17 protein-coding genes and 1 CRISPR repeat array are annotated in these 21,265 nt (G+C 30.3%); all 17 genes read right to left on the bottom strand.

Going from position 1 to position 21,265, the window contains the following annotated elements; translation table 11 throughout:
• Nucleotides 1–14: 14 nt before the first annotated feature.
• Nucleotides 15–1,646: a CRISPR direct-repeat array (repeat unit 30 nt; unit sequence GTTTCAATTCCTCATAGGTAATCTAAAATC).
• A 435-nt stretch (nucleotides 1,647–2,081) separates the two neighbouring features.
• Nucleotides 2,082–2,345, bottom strand: coding sequence for a CRISPR-associated endonuclease Cas2 (gene cas2, locus ACFHWD_RS10095; RefSeq protein ID WP_106010409.1), 264 nt, complete (start codon nucleotides 2,343–2,345; stop codon nucleotides 2,082–2,084).
• Nucleotides 2,346–2,348: 3 nt separating this feature from the next.
• Entirely contained in the window at nucleotides 2,349–3,341 is a 993-nt protein-coding gene (cas1b, locus tag ACFHWD_RS10090) for a type I-B CRISPR-associated endonuclease Cas1b (RefSeq protein ID WP_106010410.1), read from the bottom strand.
• A 9-nt stretch (nucleotides 3,342–3,350) separates the two neighbouring features.
• A complete protein-coding gene (gene cas4 / locus ACFHWD_RS10085; protein WP_179978584.1) occupies nucleotides 3,351–3,842 on the bottom strand; it encodes a CRISPR-associated protein Cas4 in 492 nt (163 codons plus the stop codon).
• A 10-nt stretch (nucleotides 3,843–3,852) separates the two neighbouring features.
• Nucleotides 3,853–6,165 carry a CRISPR-associated helicase Cas3' gene (gene cas3 / locus ACFHWD_RS10080; RefSeq protein WP_378061710.1) on the bottom strand — a complete coding sequence of 771 codons (2,313 nt, stop codon included), beginning with the start codon at nucleotides 6,163–6,165 and terminating at the stop codon, nucleotides 3,853–3,855.
• An 11-nt stretch (nucleotides 6,166–6,176) separates the two neighbouring features.
• A complete protein-coding gene (gene cas5b, locus ACFHWD_RS10075; protein WP_378061708.1) occupies nucleotides 6,177–6,899 on the bottom strand; it encodes a type I-B CRISPR-associated protein Cas5b in 723 nt (240 codons plus the stop codon).
• Nucleotides 6,900–6,909: 10 nt separating this feature from the next.
• Nucleotides 6,910–7,785: a type I-B CRISPR-associated protein Cas7/Csh2 gene (gene cas7b / locus ACFHWD_RS10070; RefSeq protein WP_378061706.1), complete on the bottom strand. Its 876-nt coding sequence runs from the start codon at nucleotides 7,783–7,785 to the stop codon at nucleotides 6,910–6,912.
• Entirely contained in the window at nucleotides 7,775–9,718 is a 1,944-nt protein-coding gene (locus ACFHWD_RS10065) for a TIGR02556 family CRISPR-associated protein (protein WP_378061704.1), read from the bottom strand. The genes cas7b and ACFHWD_RS10065 overlap by 11 nt, the downstream gene beginning before the upstream one ends.
• Nucleotides 9,719–10,440: 722 nt before the next feature.
• Complete coding sequence (locus tag ACFHWD_RS10060) at nucleotides 10,441–10,602, bottom strand: hypothetical protein (RefSeq protein WP_378061702.1); 162 nt, start codon at nucleotides 10,600–10,602, stop codon at nucleotides 10,441–10,443.
• Nucleotides 10,603–10,827: 225 nt separating this feature from the next.
• Nucleotides 10,828–11,226, bottom strand: a complete 399-nt coding sequence (locus ACFHWD_RS10055; protein WP_378061700.1) for a nucleotidyltransferase domain-containing protein — start codon at nucleotides 11,224–11,226, stop codon at nucleotides 10,828–10,830.
• Nucleotides 11,227–11,266: 40 nt separating this feature from the next.
• A complete protein-coding gene (locus ACFHWD_RS10050; protein ID WP_150358998.1) occupies nucleotides 11,267–11,695 on the bottom strand; it encodes a DUF86 domain-containing protein in 429 nt (142 codons plus the stop codon).
• A gap of 137 nt (nucleotides 11,696–11,832) precedes the next feature.
• Complete coding sequence (locus ACFHWD_RS10045) at nucleotides 11,833–12,702, bottom strand: radical SAM protein (protein WP_378061697.1); 870 nt, start codon at nucleotides 12,700–12,702, stop codon at nucleotides 11,833–11,835.
• A 923-nt stretch (nucleotides 12,703–13,625) separates the two neighbouring features.
• Entirely contained in the window at nucleotides 13,626–13,991 is a 366-nt protein-coding gene (locus ACFHWD_RS10040; RefSeq protein ID WP_378061695.1) for a DUF4180 domain-containing protein, read from the bottom strand.
• Nucleotides 13,992–14,713: 722 nt separating this feature from the next.
• Nucleotides 14,714–15,559: a hypothetical protein gene (locus ACFHWD_RS10035; protein WP_378061694.1), complete on the bottom strand. Its 846-nt coding sequence runs from the start codon at nucleotides 15,557–15,559 to the stop codon at nucleotides 14,714–14,716.
• Complete coding sequence (locus tag ACFHWD_RS10030) at nucleotides 15,552–15,938, bottom strand: hypothetical protein (protein WP_378061692.1); 387 nt, start codon at nucleotides 15,936–15,938, stop codon at nucleotides 15,552–15,554. Before ACFHWD_RS10030 ends, ACFHWD_RS10035 begins: the two co-directional genes overlap by 8 nt.
• Nucleotides 15,910–16,965, bottom strand: coding sequence for an RAMP superfamily CRISPR-associated protein (locus ACFHWD_RS10025; protein WP_378061690.1), 1,056 nt, complete (start codon nucleotides 16,963–16,965; stop codon nucleotides 15,910–15,912). Before ACFHWD_RS10025 ends, ACFHWD_RS10030 begins: the two co-directional genes overlap by 29 nt.
• 17 nt (nucleotides 16,966–16,982) lie before the next feature.
• Nucleotides 16,983–20,192 (bottom strand): CRISPR-associated protein Csx11, encoded by a 3,210-nt coding sequence (locus ACFHWD_RS10020; RefSeq protein WP_378061688.1) that lies wholly within the window; start codon nucleotides 20,190–20,192, stop codon nucleotides 16,983–16,985.
• 1 nt (nucleotide 20,193) lies between these two features.
• The gene (locus ACFHWD_RS10015; protein ID WP_378061686.1) at nucleotides 20,194–21,264 is read right to left on the bottom strand and encodes an RAMP superfamily CRISPR-associated protein; all 1,071 of its coding nucleotides are present in this window, start codon (nucleotides 21,262–21,264) and stop codon (nucleotides 20,194–20,196) included.
• Between the last annotated feature and the right edge of the window lies 1 nt (nucleotide 21,265).

The raw sequence follows: 21,265 nt of genomic DNA, 5'->3' as shown, positions 1-21,265 counted from the left end.
GGATATGCTTTCTGGTTTCAATTCCTCATAGGTAATCTAAAATCATTTCAGAAGTCTCATTTGCCCGACGTAAATCACATTTGTTTCAATTCCTCATAGGTAATCTAAAATCAATAAGCACTATAATACTTTCCTTTGTATTCAAATAGTTTCAATTCCTCATAGGTAATCTAAAATCGTAGATAATAGTTACTACTGTTGCTGTCTGCACAGAGTTTCAATTCCTCATAGGTAATCTAAAATCATCTTCTCATTTAGACCAGAGGGACAGTCCTTATACTGTTTCAATTCCTCATAGGTAATCTAAAATCCATTTTACAATCTAATACATTAGAAAAACCATTTTTCTGTTTCAATTCCTCATAGGTAATCTAAAATCAAGAATTCTGATGAAAAGAAAAGTGATGGATTTTATATGTTTCAATTCCTCATAGGTAATCTAAAATCAGTTACTATACCTGTATCTTTATCATATCCATGCCAAGGTTTCAATTCCTCATAGGTAATCTAAAATCTGTTATAACTGTACACCCCCCAAAAGTTATATTATAGTTTCAATTCCTCATAGGTAATCTAAAATCAACGTGCTTTTGTAAATTTATGTTAAGAATCAAAAGGTTTCAATTCCTCATAGGTAATCTAAAATCAAAATAAAGGGGTGAACAAATATGGCAGATAAGAAGGTTTCAATTCCTCATAGGTAATCTAAAATCAGGATCTACAGCTACCTCTTGCTCTCTATCAGACTCTAGTTTCAATTCCTCATAGGTAATCTAAAATCTTATTTTATTGAGCAGATTTCCAGCGACATCACCACGTTTCAATTCCTCATAGGTAATCTAAAATCAAACATATTAAGCACGTCCTGTGTTTCCTTGATTGTGTTTCAATTCCTCATAGGTAATCTAAAATCGGAAAGCTGGGCATCAGCTTTATTCATGTTGGCTGTAGTTTCAATTCCTCATAGGTAATCTAAAATCCCTCTATTTTGTCGCCGAGCGCCTGGGCATTGTTCTTGTTTCAATTCCTCATAGGTAATCTAAAATCCTTTGAGGAACTTTTTTTCTTCGTGCTCCCATTTTTAGTTTCAATTCCTCATAGGTAATCTAAAATCAGTAAAACCCTGTTGTCTTGCCATTCTTTGTATTTAGTTTCAATTCCTCATAGGTAATCTAAAATCGTTGAATGTGAGAGTGCTCTGACCTATTTAAATGACACGTTTCAATTCCTCATAGGTAATCTAAAATCTCTTTGACCTTTTTTAATACCAACGGCATTATTAGCGTTTCAATTCCTCATAGGTAATCTAAAATCTAGAATATAATGTAATTGTAATAAAGAAATAGACATGTTTCAATTCCTCATAGGTAATCTAAAATCTCTGATGAAAATGCGAAAGAAGTTTTAAATTTAACCTGTTTCAATTCCTCATAGGTAATCTAAAATCCTAACATGATATTGATTGTATGCGGTGTGAGATTAAGTTTCAATTCCTCATAGGTAATCTAAAATCATGATATATATGCTCAAAAAGCAATACGAGATAGAATGTTTCAATTCCTCATAGGTAATCTAAAATCTACTATATCCCTGTTATGGATACAATATAAAATTATGTTTCAATTCCTCATAGGTAATCTAAAATCCCATCAAATAAAGCATACATCAGCTTGTCCAAGATTGCAATATCCAGGAAAATCTCTGGAAAAATTTCAAAAACCAATCTCAAGCCGCCAATTAACTGCAGTNGCATACATCAGCTTGTCCAAGATTGCAATATCCAGGAAAATCTCTGGAAAAATTTCAAAAACCAATCTCAAGCCGCCAATTAACTGCAGTCATAAAAATTGTCGACCCACGGTAATTTTTACTCTATTCAGGGTCGACGACAAAAAATTTAAGATAGTCCTAAAATGTTTTTGAAAATTAATCAAGCCATTTTATAAAAATCTGCAATTCGTAATTTGAAGTTAAATAAAAATTCTTCAACGAAGTAATGCGCCTTTAGGCTCTTTTGAAGGCTAATATTTATACAAATACCTTGAATATTTAATGTATAAATTGTATATTATGAATTGCAGTTATAAAAATATATCCTGTTGATTTTTCGACACGCCAAGAACCTCTCTATTAGAATATTTAGTGCTTTTGAAAGTATATATTATCACTGAATCCTCACTGCTTACCATGATGTCAGAAAGCTGGCACTTTAATTTCTTTAAATTAGCCATGCTTATGTCTCCTTCAAAAACGGAATTTTGAACCCAGGTTAAATACTTTCTGCATGTTTTAAGAGCGCGGCCTACACGCTTTTCCCCAAAATCATAGACAAGTATTACAAACACTGATTACCACCTCGCAACAAAACCACTATACGGCTCATCTTCAGTTATATATTTTTGAAGTTTATACAATTCAAGCCTTATTATACGTTTGTAGCTGACAGTAGTTCCTATTTTAGGGTGCTTTATTGTGGTTAAAAGTTTATTGTTGTACTCTTCTATAAATTTTTTTCTTCCTTTATCATTCAACATTATACCATTAAAATCAGATTCAAAATCTTTTTCCGTCAGCTCATTCCTGTTAAGAATGGTGAAGATAGTTCTATCCACTATTATGGGCTTGAATATTTCAGCTATATCAAGATTAAGTGAAAAACGCCTCATATTTGTGGAGTGAAGGTATCCTATCCTCGGATCCAGCTGGGTTTGGTATATCTCTCCTAAAACAGTAGTATACATCATGGAGTTTCCAAAGCTGATAAGTGCATTTATCTTGTCCCTTGGAGGACGCTTGCTTCTGATTTTAAAGGCAAATTCCGGATTCTTTATTATCTTTGAAAAACATCCATAATACTCCTGCCTCATGTTGCCCTCAACTGCCATGAGTTCTTCTATAGTCCGGCAATTTTCCATAAACTTTTTCTTTTCCGCTATATCCTTGAGTTCTGGTTCAACATCCACACCCCTGCTGTTATAATATTTTAAAATCACAATTATGTTTTCCGCTGCGGTCTCTATTATCATCCTGGCTATTTTAAGTCTCTTTTCATAATCAAGGTAATTTTCAGCCTGCTTCAATATGACATATCCAGAGTTTAAATGCTCCCTTGGGTAGAAAGTTCCAGTATAATATCCATAATAATTAAAAAAATGTATACATATTTCTTTTTGAGATACAAAATCAAGAAATTTCTTATTTAAATTGATTTCACCAAACACCCAGATATTATTTAGTTCCTCCACGGGCAAATATTTTTTCTTTCCACCTGTTTCAAAAAACACGGTATTGTCTTTTCTCTTTAAATCCCCATCATTAAAAATATAAATATCCTTTTTCATCTCTGCCTCCTATGAATAACAATATTCCCTATAAGCACAATTCCTGCAAAATCGTATCTTCTCAGCAGAAGGAGGATGTTCAAGTGCACATATCTTTTCTATATCCAGGCACATTTTTTGAAGGCGTTCCCGGGATTCTTCTGTTAGGTTTACTTCTGTCCTCTTTTTCTCCTCCGGATATAGCAAAACACCCTTTGCTTTTATGCCGGCTTCTTTTAACTGGTTTAGATAATACATAAGCTGCCATTTTGAAGCCTCAGCATATTTAGAAGTTTTCTTCGTCTCCCCAATTGTTATCTGATTTTTGGATCTGAAAAGCACGTCGAATTTAACGTTCCCGAAACTGATTTCCTTGCTGTTTCTCTTATATGTACGTTCATGTATAAAACGGCCTATGTCTATATTTTCATCCTGCTGGTCAGGCACTATGGACCTGGACATAAGCCAAACTTCCCGTTTGCACACATTGTAGTACCAAAGCATGGTTCCATTGACTTCCATAATATCACTCCTACATAACAAAAAAATCTTCTTCCTTTTCCCTCTTATATCCTGTCATATCATCATAATATACTTCGCAGGCACTTTTGGGAAAATTCAATATAATATCATCTTTGTTATTTACCTCGTCAACATATTTAAGCGGAATAGACAGAGTATATTCCCTGACTTTATTTTTTATTCCAAGAATTTTCTCGTTTTTAGCTTCAATATTTTTAATACTTAGAGCCTTCAAAAGTTCATTATATATTCTTTCAGCCTCATCACTGATTCTAAAAAATACATCTACATAATTGCTATTTTCCTTTATAAGTGAGAACTTATCCAGGCTGTAGTCTTTGTCACTAAAACGCATCTTTATAATTGATTCTTTGAATTTCTCAGAATCCTCCTGATTTTTATTTTCATCCACTTCATTAAAATAATCTCCGATAAGTTCAAAATATTCTTTTTCTTCTATATATTTCCTGTCCTCTAAAAGTTCCCTGCTTATATTTATAAGAGTTTTCCCATAAACTCTGGTGCCATAGTATGTACCGCTGTCATCCACCATAGAGTAAACATACACATCTCCATTTTCTTTCTCACCATTTCTATTACATCTGCCTGCTGACTGTATTATGGAATCAATGGGTGCTATATCCCTTATCACAACGTCAAAATCAAAATCCACACCTGCTTCTACAACCTGGGTGGAAATGAGTATTATTTTTTCACCTTTTTTTAACATTTGTGTCACTTCATCTATTCTTTTTTTTCTATGGCAGGGTAAAATATTAGTAGATAAATACAACACTTTCCTGCCGCTATTTTTAAGTTCTCTATAAATTTTCAAGGATTGTGCTATGGTATTGCATATTATAAGATAGGACTTGTTCTCCATATTTTCATAAAATTCTTCTATGAAATCTTCTATTTTAATTGGTTCAAGCCTTGGAATAATAGAAGTTCTATTGAACATATCAAAATATTTCTTATTGTTATCCAAAAGTTCTGACGCACTTGAAAGTATGAGAGGCTTAGTTGCAGTCATCATTATTATCCTGCAATCAAGATATCTGCTGGCTGATTCAAGAATAAATTCTACAAGTTTCAAGTATTTTATATCTATAGCTTGTACCTCATCTAGGATAATTATTGAATTCTTCAGTGCATTGAATTTCTTAAGCATCCTGTTTTTATTGCCTATTAAAGTTTCAAGAAGCTGGACAAAGGTTGTAATTATTATTCCGCTGTTCCAATTTTCTATTAACATTTCAGCCTTGACTTTTGTATAATTTTCGTGTTCACTGCTGTATTCAACATCCGCAAGGCTGTGGTGCTTTATTATATACTCACTGCTTTGATTTTTAAAATCAGGAATATTTTCAAAAAGGGAATATATTGAAGAATAATTTTGGTTTATTATAGACGTAAACGGAAGGGAATATATTATTTTCCTATTTCCCCCTAAAAGCTTTTGAAGTTTTAAAGCTGCAAAAAATCCGCAGTAAGTTTTACCCGTTCCCGTAGGAGCTGTTATAGAAAACACCTTATTATCCTCATAAACATTATTAATGTTGCTTTGTACACTGCTAAATATCTGAGCTCTAATTAAATTTATTTTATCTTTAGCACTATCTTTAAATTTCTCATTTTTCGTTTTGTTTAGGATATCGAAATCTGCAAATTTTATTTCTGGAACATCTGTATTTGAAGCGCTGATCTTGTCTGCTGCAATAAGTGAGCTGTACAGCATCTGACTTATAAAATAAGTTTCCTCACTTTCATTGTCATATTCAAATTTAAATTGCATTTTTTTTAATTCAGTCAGAATCTTTTCAAGAGGTTTTTGAGTTATGAATTCATCAAAGTATTTTTCATATCCAATTTTTTTATAATCTTCTGCTATAAACTTACTATTTTTTTCTATATTCTCCATTTGTTCATAGGCAATATCAACTTTTCCTCTGAGATCAGCTCTATCTATTATCGGCTTTCTAAAATTTTTAGGCAAATTTATATCAACATTTTGCATGCTTCCATGGTGATGAAGTATACAATTATATATAATCACGGGCATAACATCATCATTATAAAAACCAAGGGCAATAAATGCCCCAAACAGCGCAGATATAAACCCATGGTTATTCAAGGCATTTTTAGTTTTATCTTTACCTAAAATATATTTTTGAAAAAAGGTAGTATATTTTCCAAAGTCATGAGAAAAACTCAATATTTCCTCTGCTTTGCTGTATTTTTTATCACAATAATTCCGAGATATTTCATTGACTTCCATAAGATGAGTTAAAATTAATTTATCAGGATGAGAATAAAATTTCATGTTATCATCTCCTACATAAACACTATATTTTCATCTTCAAGTTTTATAAATTCAGTATTAAGTTTCAATTTCAAGGGATGTCCGTTTTCATCATAAATATAGGAAGCCATATTTCCCACTTCTCTGCCCTTTAAAAACTCCACAGGCATTCTCTCTTTTAGAAGCTTCAAATTGTCATTTTCAAATATATCTATACTCCCTGAAACAACATATTTTAAATTCACAGGTGTGGATATCCGTATCGGTTCACTGTTTTTCTCCGGCTCTATATCTAGCCTGCGGCAAAATTGAAAACTACAGTTAAAAGGTGCAGCCCCCAGATATGGAGAATAGACATATTTATTATCTTTCACCCTGAGCTCCAATTCATCCATTAAATTCTTGTCAGCACAGTTTATATAAATGGTATACCCAACCCCGTCATCTCCGGTTAAAATTTCTACAGGAATCTGGGTATGGTCCTTAGGCTGGAATATATTTTTAGGGCTTGTAGCTTTAATATAATTTACACTCTGTATTACCTTTCTTATACAGCTGTCTTTTTTTACAGATACATTAAATTTATCTTTGGGAAAAAGCTCATAATAGCTGTCTCTTTCATAACCCAGAACAGCTGCCAGCAGACCTATCACAGTTGTCCTTGGAGGCACGGAATAGGAAAGTGAAGATGAATTCGTATAAAATTTTCTAAAATGTGCAAATTTTCCTTTAACCTTTAATATCAATAAATCCATATCTTTCACCCTACTTTACTTCATTTAATGAAAAGCCGCCAAATGCCTCCTTGAAATCAACTTTATTTCCACTCAGCACAAGTTTCAGCTTTTCATCTGCAAAATAATGCAGTTTAGAAATTCTGTCACTGTTTTCATTCAAAAATTTCACAAGTTCTGTTATATCCAAAGTCACTTCTTTTATATCTCTTACACTTTCATCCTCAGAAGAAAATTTTAAATAGTCCCTCAGATCTCCAAGTATGGTTTCATCATCTTTATATTCGACCCTCAGATATAACCTTGGATACTGTCCTATTTTACTTCTTGTAGCAAGCTCAGGTATAGCATATCTCATAGCTTTATCTAGGACTTCCACATCTTCTTCTTTTAATTTCGTATGTTTAGCTCTTTTACCGCTTATAACCCCGCTGAAGGCAATAAAGGAATATTTAACTCTATAATCTTTCCCTATAGCACCCTGTTTATTTCCTTCTCCTGAAGCAAAATGGGATGTTATGCTGGCTTCCAGGAGTTCCACTTTGTTGAGAGAATACCCCCAGTTGAACTGGACAGGTCCTATAAAATTTTTATTGTCATTTTTTACAGGAATAGTAGCCCCAAAAAGCCTTACATCTATAAGTTTACCCAGTATTGTATCTACATCACTGCTGCCAAGTTCTTTTATCCTGCCCTCTGCAGTTACAGCTTTATCATCAACTTTTGAAACAAATAATTCATAGCCTTTATCCAGCAGGTAGTCTCTTATGTATCTTTTAATTCTCAAATCAGAAACAAGATTTATATCCCTCTCATAGTCCATACGAGGCCTGTTTTCTTCATCAGGATCTCCATTTGGGTTTGTAAGTTTTGCATCATAAAGATACAAAATTTCACTATTGTTCATTTTCTTTTCCTCCCTTATTTAACATTGCTTTCATGGTATCATAACTATATCCAGACAGAATATAGAACAAATTTTCGTGTTTGTTTAACTTCCATGAATCCCTGTTGGCATCCATGAGCCTTTTACACTCTGAAAAAGTAATTTCATTGTATTTTCTTATTTTCTCCTGAATGAGCTTGTTGAAAACTTCATTGGCAAGTCTTACAACTTTGCTTTTATCAACACCGCCAAAATTAAGTTTATTTAAAATTGGCTTTCTGTCTTCACCCATTCTTCTGTACTGTGCATTTCCTATCTCACCTATAAGACATCCAAGTAAAAACATGGCACTTTGCTGTTCATCATATCCCATGTTTAAGATATAAACTTTCATATCATCTCTAACTTTTAAATTGGAAACGTCCATTTTTTCTCCCTCCTCCATGCATCCCATATATTCTAAAAACTTTATACAGAAATTAGCTTTAAGTATTGTGTTATATATGCCTGATTTACCATTTACGTTGTAACCTTCTTGATCAAAAAATTCAATTTTGACACAGGAAACAACTCCTTTTATAAATTCATCCAGTTTTAAACTCCTCTGTGTAAAAATAGCATCATACATTTGAAGAAGTTTTCTGTAATTCATAGGTTCTGAATTTTTAACTCTTATAGGTGTCATGAAATAAAAGGTCTGCAGATCTATATTGACTCTATAGTTTATCCCCATGATTTTTCTGCTCAATTTGCTTATGTGGTAGGACGCCGTCATAATCTTCTGAAATACAGATGGATCCACATCCTTAATCAGCTTCTGAATTTTGGTTGCCTGATTTGATTTTTTATAAAACATTATATTTATCAAAAAATATGTATTTCTGTCTCTCATATCTGCTATATTCTGAATTTCATCTTTAAAATTCTCTACTCCATTTAAATTTTTAACTGTATTAAAAGAATGCTGAATTTTCTCGGATACTTTGTCCAAGTCCTTTTTATTCATAGGACTTCCCAATACAAAATGGGGAATTAAATAAACTGTAAATCCCACAAGCCTTGTATTCAATTTATTTTGTATATAATTTTCCCCTGATATGAGTTTATTGAGGCATTCACTGCATAAGAGCATATTTTTATCATAGTTTTTAAGCTCACTTGCAAATATAATTTGATTTGTAGTATAGTACTTTATTTTCATTTTGGATAAATCGGAGGTTAAATTTTCACTGCTTCCGCACATACTGCAGTAGCCTTTGACATTTTTACTGCCTTTGCTTTTCTGCTTGCTTTTTAGAATCGCCTGTCTATATTCTTTGAAATCACTTAAGGGTACTCCATCCACTAAAATAGTACAAAGACCTATCTCATCCTTTTTCATATCGAATTCAGTTTTTATGTAATTTTCAAACTCCCTGGAATAAACTTTTTTTAGAGATGAGGCTACATTTTTATACCTGCGTTTTTCATCTTCTTCAGTTTCTTCACTTTCAATTTTGTCTAATATTTCTAAAACATCCTCTTCTCCAATTCCATATTTTTTATAATTTAAAATATATCTATTTTTAGGTTTGAATTTATCTCCCAGATCTACGTAATAATTGCTGAATATAGTCTTTAGCTTTCCATTTAATTCACTTCCCAAATCCACCTTTGTCAAATTATATAATGTTTCAGTTATGTGGTACAGATATGAACTGCTGGTTACAAACCACTGTGGAGATGCAGGGCCATCTGCAGAACCTATAAAGGCATATTTCAAAGCCGTAGAACTGTCAACCTCTTCTTTGGCATTCAATTTCAATTCATCTTTTTGTGTGCTAAAGCAAAATTTCAGCACATGAGTCTGTTTCCCCTTTCTATTTTTGGAAGGTACATCTTTAATCAAGCTGCAAAGCATGTCCCCGCCATCAGAAAGCATGGAATTTCCTATTTGAATTATACCTTCTATCATATATAAATTTTCACTCCCTTCTGTTAATTTTGGACATATAAATCATTTTATAAGCATTTAATTTTAAAAGAATAATTGTATTTTTAAGAAAAATATAACTATTCTTTTAATCATAACCATTCCTTATAGGTATTCTAAAATATACATTCCAAACTTACAGGTTTCAATTCCTTTTTTAGGTACCCTAAAAATATTTTTGCCTTATATGTCATATATTAGCATTAATTTTACATAAATACAATATTTTTTGCAATACTTAAATTTCTCATTTGCAACTTTATAGAATTTTATTTCGCAAAAAACATATAGTTACCATAGCAATAATACATACTAATGCAAAACATACTATTATTATCAATGCTATTAACTTATCACTCATTGTTTCAGCTCCCCTACTATGAAAATTAATTATAATAATTTCTTATTAAAAAAGATAAAAACTCAGTAAATAATTTATAAGCAAAAAATTTTATCTTTCTAATCATTATTAAAATATATTGTAAATTCTATATAATCCATTTATTAAACAGTATTTCATATTTTTATATTTTATTTATCACAAATTATCTTCCAGATATGAATAATTTAAAAAATCGTTTAGATTTCAAACTTACAGTAATAAATATATTTTCTTAAAAAAATATGTCCTGATTTTACTCCTTCACTTTGATAATTTCTGATAAGAATTATATCTCCTACTTTACACACTTAGGTTCACCATTTTACTTTTCAATAGTTGCTTTTCCATTAACAGTTATTTTCTTTTTACCTTCTAATACACCTTTGCTCCATTTAAAAGGAACAGCGTCTTTCAAAGCTTCTCTAGAGGTAATTGTAGTTCGAGGTCTGCCTTTTAGTTTACTAAGATTCAATGATCTTCTCATAATAATCCCTCTATCTAGCTATCTAGAGGCTAATTGAATTTCCCTTTAAGACTAACCATATCATTATATATTTATATTAGCATATACCATAATAAAGATTATTATATATAATTATATTTTTGTCTTATTTTTATAATAATATTCATATTTGTATAATTTCAAGTCTTCTACACCGTTCGATTAAAAAATTTCTATTCATTAGCTACCCCAAGCTACCCCACTTTTCTAAAAAGCAGCAAAATAATCCCTCTCAAATTTATCTAGATAATATTTTTTGTCTCCATAATTATTTATCACATATTCTATATAATCACACACTTTAATATAATCTGCCTCATATAAATTTCTTCCTTCTTTTATAGTCTTGAATTGAAGAGTAATTGGTGCTTTCTTCAAATTTATAGTATCAATATTCTCTACTTTAAGTATATCTGTAATATCACAGGCAAATTTCATTTCCTCCATATCGTCTATATCTTTATCAAAAAGTATAGCAAAATCAATATCACTATCTTCTCTTTGATATTCAGTTCCGTAAGAGCCTACTATCCATACTCCTAAAATATCAGGCTCCTTAATAAAATACTTTTTTAAGTTTTCTATTTTGTCTTCTATATTCAGCAAATTAACACCTCCAATTTTCAATATATTTTTCTGAATTCAATTAAAGGCTAATATTTTTAACTATCGTTTTAATAAAAGCTTCAAGATCCCTTAAATTATTTTGAATTATCTCATAGATCATCCCATTGTTAATATCAAAATACATATGAACAATTCTATTCCTAAACTTTGCCATAGCAAAATAGGTATTTATATATTTTCTTTCAATAATGCCACGCTCTGCAAGTATTTTAAAACTTTCCTTATTAGTTTCCGGCCTTCCCCACCTGTTTCTAGCTATTATATGATTACTTATATCAATCATTGCCTCAATTGTCACCTGTAATAAATATTTGGCACTATCTACATTCCTAAAATCTTTTACAAATATATCTCTATCAATTTTTCGCAGTCTATTTAATTTTTCCAGGTTATCCTGCATAAACATTATCCTTTGTTTTACTTTAGGTAAATCGATATTATTAATCATAAATTATCCCCTTAATTCATCTCAATTGAACAATTATACAAATCAGAATATTTTTAACTATATTATACCATATAAAAACTTATCAAATACAGCTATATATCTATAAAAAATATCTGTAGAAAAAAATAAATTCATAATCACAGCAGCCTGAATTCTTCAGGTTTATATCCCTGCTCTCCTTTTAAAACCCCGCCAATTTCATCAATCAATTTTTGCTTGTCTTGAGAAAGAGTCCCTCCAAGAGCCACATAATTGGAAGCATGGTTGTTTCTAAAGACACAATTGCTTATATTGATGTCTTTAATAAGTTCTCTGGTTTCAAGCATAATTTCTCGGGGATTTAAAAGCTGAAATTTACCACTACTCACGTCTCTGCACAGTTCTGTGTCATCCTCAACCATAAGAGTCAACAGCCCCACATAGTCAGGCTGCATGGAATTTATAACTCTTGCCGATTCCACTGCGTTTTCTCTCCAATACTTCTTTCCACCTATCCCAGAAATAAATGTAGCTGAAAGTTTTATGCCGCTGTTTTTAATTTTTTTGCCTGCCTCTATTATCTGTCTGGAATCAACTCCCTTTTTTATTTCCCTTAATATTTTATCACTTCCGCTTTCTACACCCATATATATCATTTTAAGTCCCAAATTTTTCAGTTCCGTCATTTCATCCTGGGATTTTGCCAATACATCCCCCGGGGCAGCATAGGATGAAACCCTATTACATTCTGGGAAAAGCAATTTTATCTTAAGCAATATATCTCTTAAATTTTTCATTGGAAGTACAAGTGCATCTCCATCAGTCAAAAATATTCTATCTACATGTCCATATATTTCTCTTGCCTCTTCCAAATCCCTGTATATTTCCTTCACATTCCTTATCCTAAATTTTTTTCCTTTGTACATATTACAAAAAGTACACTTATTGTGTGCACAACCTATAGTAACTTGAATTATAAAACTTCCGGCCTCACTAGGAGGCCTATATACAATACCTTCATATTCCACTGTAGCTCCCTCCTGCCTATAAAATCTTAAGTTATCAGTTATATTGTAACACTCAGAATTATATTTTTCAGTACTTCGAAAAAATTAAAAGTATCAAGCTATAAGCTCAGTATTTTCAATGGCTTGAGTAAATTCATAAAAATAAAAGCATCTACTATCATTAGATGGTTAAAAAATTCAGTACAGATACAAGTTTCATTTTCCAAAAGACTGAAATGGAAAGCTCAAAACTGAATCCAGCAATTATTAATCTCCAATTTCATCTAATCCAATAGTTTTCTATTTGTCATAGAATGTACATATTGCACATTCAAAAGAAAAAGCTATTCTAAAATACAAGAATAGCTCTAAAAACAGTAATAAAGAATTTTTTATCAATATAAATAATGATAAAAATTCAGATTCTAAAAAATTAAGATGAGCTCTCACAAAGCACATCTTAATTAAATACTAAAGATACAATCAACTAAAAACCATAACGGCTTCTTACATATATTATAAAACATTGTACTAAAAGTTAAACATAAAAATTAAAACTAAGAGGTATTGGTTTATGCACGAAAAGAGAATTAAAATGTTAGAAAAATATATACCTATTCTTTGTAATACTGTACTCTTGTTAAATGTCATATTTATATTTCTATGCATAATTCATGGTAAAAATCAATTTACTCCATTATTTACATTTCTTTTTTTCTTTAATTTGATGTGGTATGCATTGTTCGAATATATTAAATTATCATAATAAGATAATATATTCAAACCCATTTTCTTTAAAAATGGCACCAATTCAAAAATAGAGTTAGTAACACCCACTAGAGTACCATCTATGGCTAGAATATCGGTTACATATGTAACTTGAATTTTTCCATTTTAAAAAAGAACCCTGGATTTGTTCAAAACTCTTAATAATTTAACTTCTATTAATTAATAGATAATTTTTTTACTGCTTCATTTTCATTGGGAACAAAAAATATATGATTCCCTTTATTACTTTCATATATAAAATCTTTCAACGATTTACTTGAATAGCAGGTAAAATCACCAATAACAGCAAATCTTATATTGTAATTAACAAACTTTTGCAATATTTCCCCAGCAAGGTGGGTACTCAATTTAAAAAAATCTTCCGTAATAGCTTCTTTATTTAAAGCAATTCTATAACATTCTGATTCATATGAAACAGTTGCTATAAAATCCAAAGTTGATTGAACATCTTTTATTAATATATCATTACTCTGAATAATTGCAATTGATTTACCATTTTTCTGAACTATTTTAGTATCCATAACTTCATCTGCCTTTCACTAGTACCTTTTAGAAAACATATTAACATATTAGTACAATAAAATAAAGGCAAAATAAAAAAGCTATCTCTAATTCTTTGGCACCATCATCCCAATCTCAAATTTATCATCTTCGCATATCTATAATTGTAATTCGTATTAGGACTAATTGGATTTTTATTTATATAAAAAGTTCTAGATACCGTAGTAGTAATAAATTCATTTATGCTTGCTGGGCTACTGCTTAAAAAACTTTATCATTCGTTGTTCCAGGCCCTAAAGCATTTGAAAGGCTATAAAAACTGGAGCAGCAAACCAAACATAATCTAATTGTATAATTGCTCCAATTACCTGCTAAGTTTCAATTCCTTATAGGTATTCTAATCCTAAAATCGCTGTCGCATCTCCTCCACCTCCTTTACCCAACAAGAATTTCAGCAAACAATCACAGACTGCGAATTAACTGGAAACACAAAAATTGTCGACCCCTGGTAATCTTTACTCTATTTAGTTTCATTCCATCAAAACAATTTTCTTTTCTATACATAGAAAAATATATTAATTGTAATAAGTTTTTCACTATGCCTTTTAAACATTATATGAAGCTGTGAATAGTAACCTAACACCTTCAAATAGCATAGAAGTTTTAGGAGCATTTATACAAAACTAGAATATGCAATACAAATAAAATTAGCATCATGCTCAATTTGTTCATGCTTTTTCAATTATATATACATTCCTTTTTTTAATCTAAAAGAAACATTTTCATTGCATTCTAAAATTTTACTACCCGGGATAAAATAATAGCCTTTAGAATCTATTAAATGATGAGTTTTGATAAAATTATACTGCACTACATATTCCAACTTACTGTTTACAAATTTTATATCATCTGACAAGCGAATATAATTTTTTATCGGTTCCGAATTTTTACTATTAATAAGCAAGCTGCCATCATTTTTTAAGTCCCAATTATTTAAGTTGTCTTCTGATACTGGCAAAGGCTTTTCATCCATTTTCATTTGTCCAAATCCATAAGATATTTCTCCTCCAACAGATATTTCATCCAAATTATTTATGAATTCATTAAATTTCGAATTATATTCTGTTTTTATTCCCAATAAGCCAATCCAGTATATATTTTTCTTTTTGTCTTTAGATTTATGTAATATAATTTCAGTTTCATGAAGTGAAGCATCTTTTGCAGAAATACACATGGGGTTAATTGCTGTAGACATAAACACATCTGTATAATTTATTCTAAATTGTTTCTCTGAAATATTTCCTATATATAGTCGGCCATCCTTTAAGTTTGGAAACATGGGCTCATCATCAATTTTAGGATAAAAACAGGTTATATTTTCAAATATTCTTTTCCCTTCTTCAAAATCCTCAGCTCTTCCGCCTTTGAATTTCCCATAACTATTAACTAAAGCTCCCCACAAAGTCCAGCCAGGAATAAATACTTTAGTTTCCGACAAAACTCCATAGTTTTTCTCTCCTATATGAATCGGGCTAATCTGTTTAAATGTTACCTTATACCATATCAATTCATTTGCTTCATTAGCCATTGTTATCACCCAAAGCCTTAGCATGATATCTGGCATAGATCAATATCCTTTCAATTATATCTTTAAAAAACAGTAGGGAATTTAAGTCCTCAGATAATTCAATAAAGAACTCGTCACAACTATTTTTATAATCAATGTCAATATCATTTTTAAATTTTTCTATTATATCCTCTATAAATGCTTTACTTATATCATTATTTTTTTTAGATTTACAGTAGACATAGTATCCATATACGCCATCATTAGATAATACTCCTAAAGCTTTGTCAATTAAGTTAATAACATCTTTCTTGTCTTTATTGTCATTAATCATATCGTAACTATATTCATTTATACGAGAATCAAGATTATTAGTTTCCATTTCCTTCACCTCTATCAAAAATCTTCATTCTTCCAAAACCTCTTGTTGTCATGCCACCTATTCCTAATGTTTCAAAATATTTTTTACTTTCTTTTAAAGCTTCTTCGACATCCTTTTTTTGAGGCTTTTCTGATAAAGGACGCTCTTCAATCCTCACATTTCCATAAAAAACTGCTCCCCTAGGAATTGCTTCACTGGTAAATAAAGCCTTGTCTTTAGCCGCTCCTGTAATCGGATCTATAGATACGGAAGTCCTGGTTTCAAGATTTGAATTTATTATCTGTGCAACTATACTGTCGGATACTATTATAATTTTCCCCTCTGAAATAATATTTTGAAGTACAGATTTTTGATTTTTTAAATCCTCTTTCATCTTTAAATAATTTTCTATTTTAGTATATATATCATTATTATCTTCAATTCCTAAATTTAACCATCCAAGATTTATGGTTTTTATACCATTTTTCAATATAATTACCTTATCTTCTGACGGTTCTTCTTTTACATCTATACCTGCAGAGCATAAAATATTTTTTGAAGTTATCCACATTGTACCTAACCTTGTATATACGGGAAACAGCAATATATTCAAATCCGAAAAATATGCCATCCCCCTTTCAGATTTATTCTTTTTAGAATAGCCAAAAGTCTTGCACACTATACAACTCCCACAGTGTCCAGTATCACTTTTTTGCGATTCTTCAACCGTTACATCAGGCTCCTCATCTTGACCTGCACATTTGATTGCTGCATATCTATTTCCTTCTATACCTGTTACCCAATTTTTTTCATTTTTTATAAAAAGATTCTTAAAATCAGCTTTTTCTACTTCACTTCTCTTAGATCTGCTTTTCTTGTATTCATCATTAAAATAAGAATATAGAGTAATAGTCATATAATATCTCCAGGTTCCTGCTAAGCTTGTCCCCGGTATTTTAGGTATTCTTGTTATAGGATCCCTTACTATAGTATTATCAACACGCCCTATGGTAAATCCACCTGTTCCTATATAAATAGGGTCTTGAGATATAGCAATTATATTCATTTACTTCAGCTCCTTTTTTATATTTCCTTTAAACAATTATGCCAAAAATCGTACATATCTAAGAATTTATAAAGTAAAGACTTAAATTCATCACTTGACTTTTCCTTCAGATCATTCCAGCTTGAAGCCCCTAAAATTTTTGCAAATTCATTCTTTTTTTCATCATCTTTTAATTCAAATATATTTATAAAAGCAGAAAGCATAAATTTTACTAGACCGTCCTGGTTTTCATTGCCCTTCCAATCATTAAGCTTTGAATATATAAGACTTACCATACTTTGAAGTTTTGTATTATTTATTTTTTCTTTTTCCTTTTCTTCATCATCTTTAACTTTTTCTTCATTTCTAAAATATTTTTTAAACTTTTCAAAGTTTTTCCATTCTTCCCATGTATAAGGTCTGTTATTTTTTAATTCTGTAGCTCTTTTTGCATTTGAACCACCCTTTTCATAATTATAGTTTATATCATTTCTTCTTATGTTCGTATCCAAAAATTCAAAATCTATTGTATTAGGATATACATAATATTCTTCATTTTTACTGGCATTGTCTACATCTTTAAGAAAAATATTTTCTTCTTCTTGTTTAGGCAAATAAAATCGATAAATTTTATCATCTTCATGATTAATTTCTCTATCCAGCTGAAAAAGGCTATAATATTTACAATTTAGTTTATCCTCTTCACTAATATCGAAAGATCCTTTTAATTCTTCGCCCGTTTTTTTATCTTTAATACTGTCCCAATTATAAATATCTCTTCTTATATTTCTTAAAGCCTTTATCCCTATATAAAGGGGCTTTTTATAATCTTGGAACACTATCCCCATATGCAATGGAAGTTTGCCATTTACGTATTTAAAGTCTTTATTATATTTTTTTTCAACTCTTTCTATTACTTTTGGAACATATTCTGCAGGCATAATAAATTGCCAGGATACCGGAGTTGGATTTATTATGGAAATGTAAGGTTTATAAGTAATATATTCAACATTATTTAAGTCAACTGAATGTTTACTGTTGTCATCCATATCTGTTAATTCAATTTCCTCTTTATTTAACCAATCTGATTGGCCCTCTTCTATTTCACGATAAGCAGTTTTATTTTTCATCAAATTTTTCTTTAACAAAGGAACAGTCTGCTCTACAGATGAAATAAGATATAAATTCCCATTTGCATCAGGAGTAAAATTTAATGCCTTATATTCAAATTCTCTGTTTCTATATTGTTCATCAACAATATTCCTAAATTTAATCCGCTTATTTCTCCACTCTGGCATCTTAAAGGTATTGCATAAATTGCTTTGCAACTCCTTAAAGAACTCCTCTGTTGTTTCCCATATTCTTCTAAACCTTGCCGGCGAAGGATTTTTTCTTATAAGAAATTGAAGCAGTATTTCTGATAAAAATTTTAAAGTTTTTTCATCTTTTTTAATTTTACTCCAATTAATTTTTCTTCCTTCAAAATTAATTTTGTCTCCTAGATTTTTTTGCAAAATTTCTTCCCATTCATCACCTATTGTGCGTTCAATAAGAATCTTTTTACAATATTCTTGTATACTTTCTTTGTCCAACTCTTTACTATATACTAAGTCTTTAATAACTGAGCAGTCATTTTTACATTTTAAATTTGTCTTTATATTACTCTCCAATTTTTCTACGCTATTACTAACATTTTCATTCCTTAACATCAAGTTCAGCATATTTCCATTTAACCATTCACTCAATTCAAATTTGAGTGTCACTAAAGCTATTCTGCCATTTTTGTCCTGGAGTTCTCCAGTAAAAACAGTTTCTTCATCATTGTTATCTATTGATTTAGTTTCTTCATAACGCTTTCTTTTATCGCAGACAACACATAATTTTAACCCCCCAACCTGTCTTTCAGCAAGCCTAACCCTGCAAACATCACATATTGTATTAAAATGTTCTGTTGATTTTATTTCTAATGATTTTTCAATATCAGCAATTTTAGGGTAAATGGGTTTAAAAAAATCCTTCTTTGCATTTTCTAAAAGATAAGCTATATTCATGGTTCCCCTTGAAGGCTTTGTCAAAAATACTGCAGGAAAAATTTCCCCGTTAAAACTTTCAAAACATTTTACTATTTCATCTTGAAGTTCAATTAGGCTATCATTTAAATAATACAGTTTTCCTATCTCGTCATCCCTTCTCACATGCTTACCGCAGATATTTTCCGGAACAATAAAATATATTCCAGTTTCATCTCTATAGATTTCATTTCCTAAAGTATACTTTGTTTCTATTGATTTTCTTATTATTTCATCCACTTTAAAGGTTTCTTCTCTGTACCATTTAATAAAGCGAGGATTTATAGCTTTCTCTGCAAGGCCAAGTTTATCATACTGTATTCCAAGAATTGACCACCTTATTTTTTGTGGATCATCCATATATTTATCATACATTGAACCATCCAAAGATATAGCCGCCAAAGCTGCTTTAAACATAGAAGAAGTCATATATGCCTGATCCCATAAAGTTATATCATTGATTGGAAATCTGCTGTCGCTTAAAAGATGCTTATACCAATTTTTTGTTTCATACTGAATATATTCTCTTATTTTAATTGAATCCTTATCAAAATCAAAATTTTTACTTCCAAGATTTTTTAAAAAATCTATTCTTTTTTTATCATAATTGCTTCTTCCCTCATCAGTATCAAGGATCCTTTCTTTTATGCTTCCAAAAGCATTCGCAATATTTAAATTGAAATCATCTAATTGTCTCTTCGGAGAACCTTTGTCAATTCCAGAATTAATATTTTCACAGCCTTTAAGCATGATTTTCTCTATAAAATTATCTTTATAAGCTTCACCAGCTCCATTTATTACATTAACAAGTTTAAAATTTTTGCTTGATTTTGTTTTTGAACCATTAAGTTTAATTTTAATATCAGTATCCATTAATAAAGATTTAAAATCTTCTCCTGCTTTTTCTAGATCTAATTCAAAAGGGCATTTCCCATCTGGAGTTCTCTTAAAATAAGCTTTATAGTATTTAAAAACTCCATAACCATATTTATCACTAAATTTATCATTAAATGAACTCTCTAACTTGAAATAAGTTATATTACGACCCCGCTTTTCATCTTCCTTTTGCTCCCAAAAGCCAATATGGGTCTTACCTAAATTAAATAGCAGTGCTCCTATTTCTGACTTTAAAATTTCTTTACTGTTTTCTTTAAGGTTTTGTAAATTCAAGTTTTTCATTTCAAGCCTCCATTTTACCATCAAAGAATTTCACAGGCCTAAGAACTTTTGCCAACCCCCAGCCTAATTTTGTCTTAGCGCCTATTCCGACATTTCCCAAACAATATTTAAATATTTCCTCAATAAATTTCTTATCGTTCTTTATTTCCTCTTTAAGTTTTTCTTTATCTTCCAGTATCCCATTAAATGGAATATAGGTGAATTGGAAAACACCTTTTGAGCCACTTGGCACAACTTCATAAAAAATAGGATTTGATCCTTTTCTTTTTACTTTATCCTGAGGATTTATCACTTCATAGTTAACGTTACTAAAATAAGTAGGGTAAAATATACCTCTCCCTTTATTAACCAAAAATATATTTTTAGCCTTTTCTTTTTTTTCAAGTATTTGAGTTGCCAATTGCTTTATAATACTTGTACCATTTTTACTTATATTTAAATTTATCCCCAAATCATATAAGCAATATCTAATTAAAGCTTTTACATATTTATCATTATTCTCGCCTTTTTCTATTAAATTTTCTATTGTCTCTCTCACTTTTCTAAAATTTTCTGAGCCCGTACCGAAAATCCTGGTATAGCTTAAATAATATTTAATTATATTCGAAATAGTATAATTGTTATCTTTCACTTTTTCTTTTAATTTTTTCAATGCTGCTGACGAAAGATAACCTTTCCAGCCACTTCCCCTTATCATTGGAATCTTTGTTATATACTCTTTCAATACAGGATTTTGTACAATGTACAATTCGTCATTATCTCTTGAAAAATACGGAGATTTTAAAGTAAATTCACACCTTATTCCAAACGAACCTGGAATTAAATTATCAACATAGTTTTTCATATCAACATTTTCATCAAAAATACCAGATATGATTTTTATATTGCTGCAATCAAATTCCTTTTTTATATAATCTTCTTCATATTTTTTTATTTCCTTTTCATTTCTTTTTTGTATTTTTTTTATTTTTATAGTTTGACGTTTCCTTTCTAAAATTTTACCTTCAAAATATAACTTATCATCAGATAAATTATCATTATTTTTCTCATTCAGAATTACCTCATAACTCATT

Source organism: Clostridium sp. MT-14, from assembly GCF_042436595.1.
Taxonomy (GTDB): Bacteria; Bacillota; Clostridia; order Clostridiales; family Clostridiaceae; genus Clostridium_B; species Clostridium_B aromativorans.
This window is presented reverse-complemented; position numbering and strand designations above follow the sequence as displayed.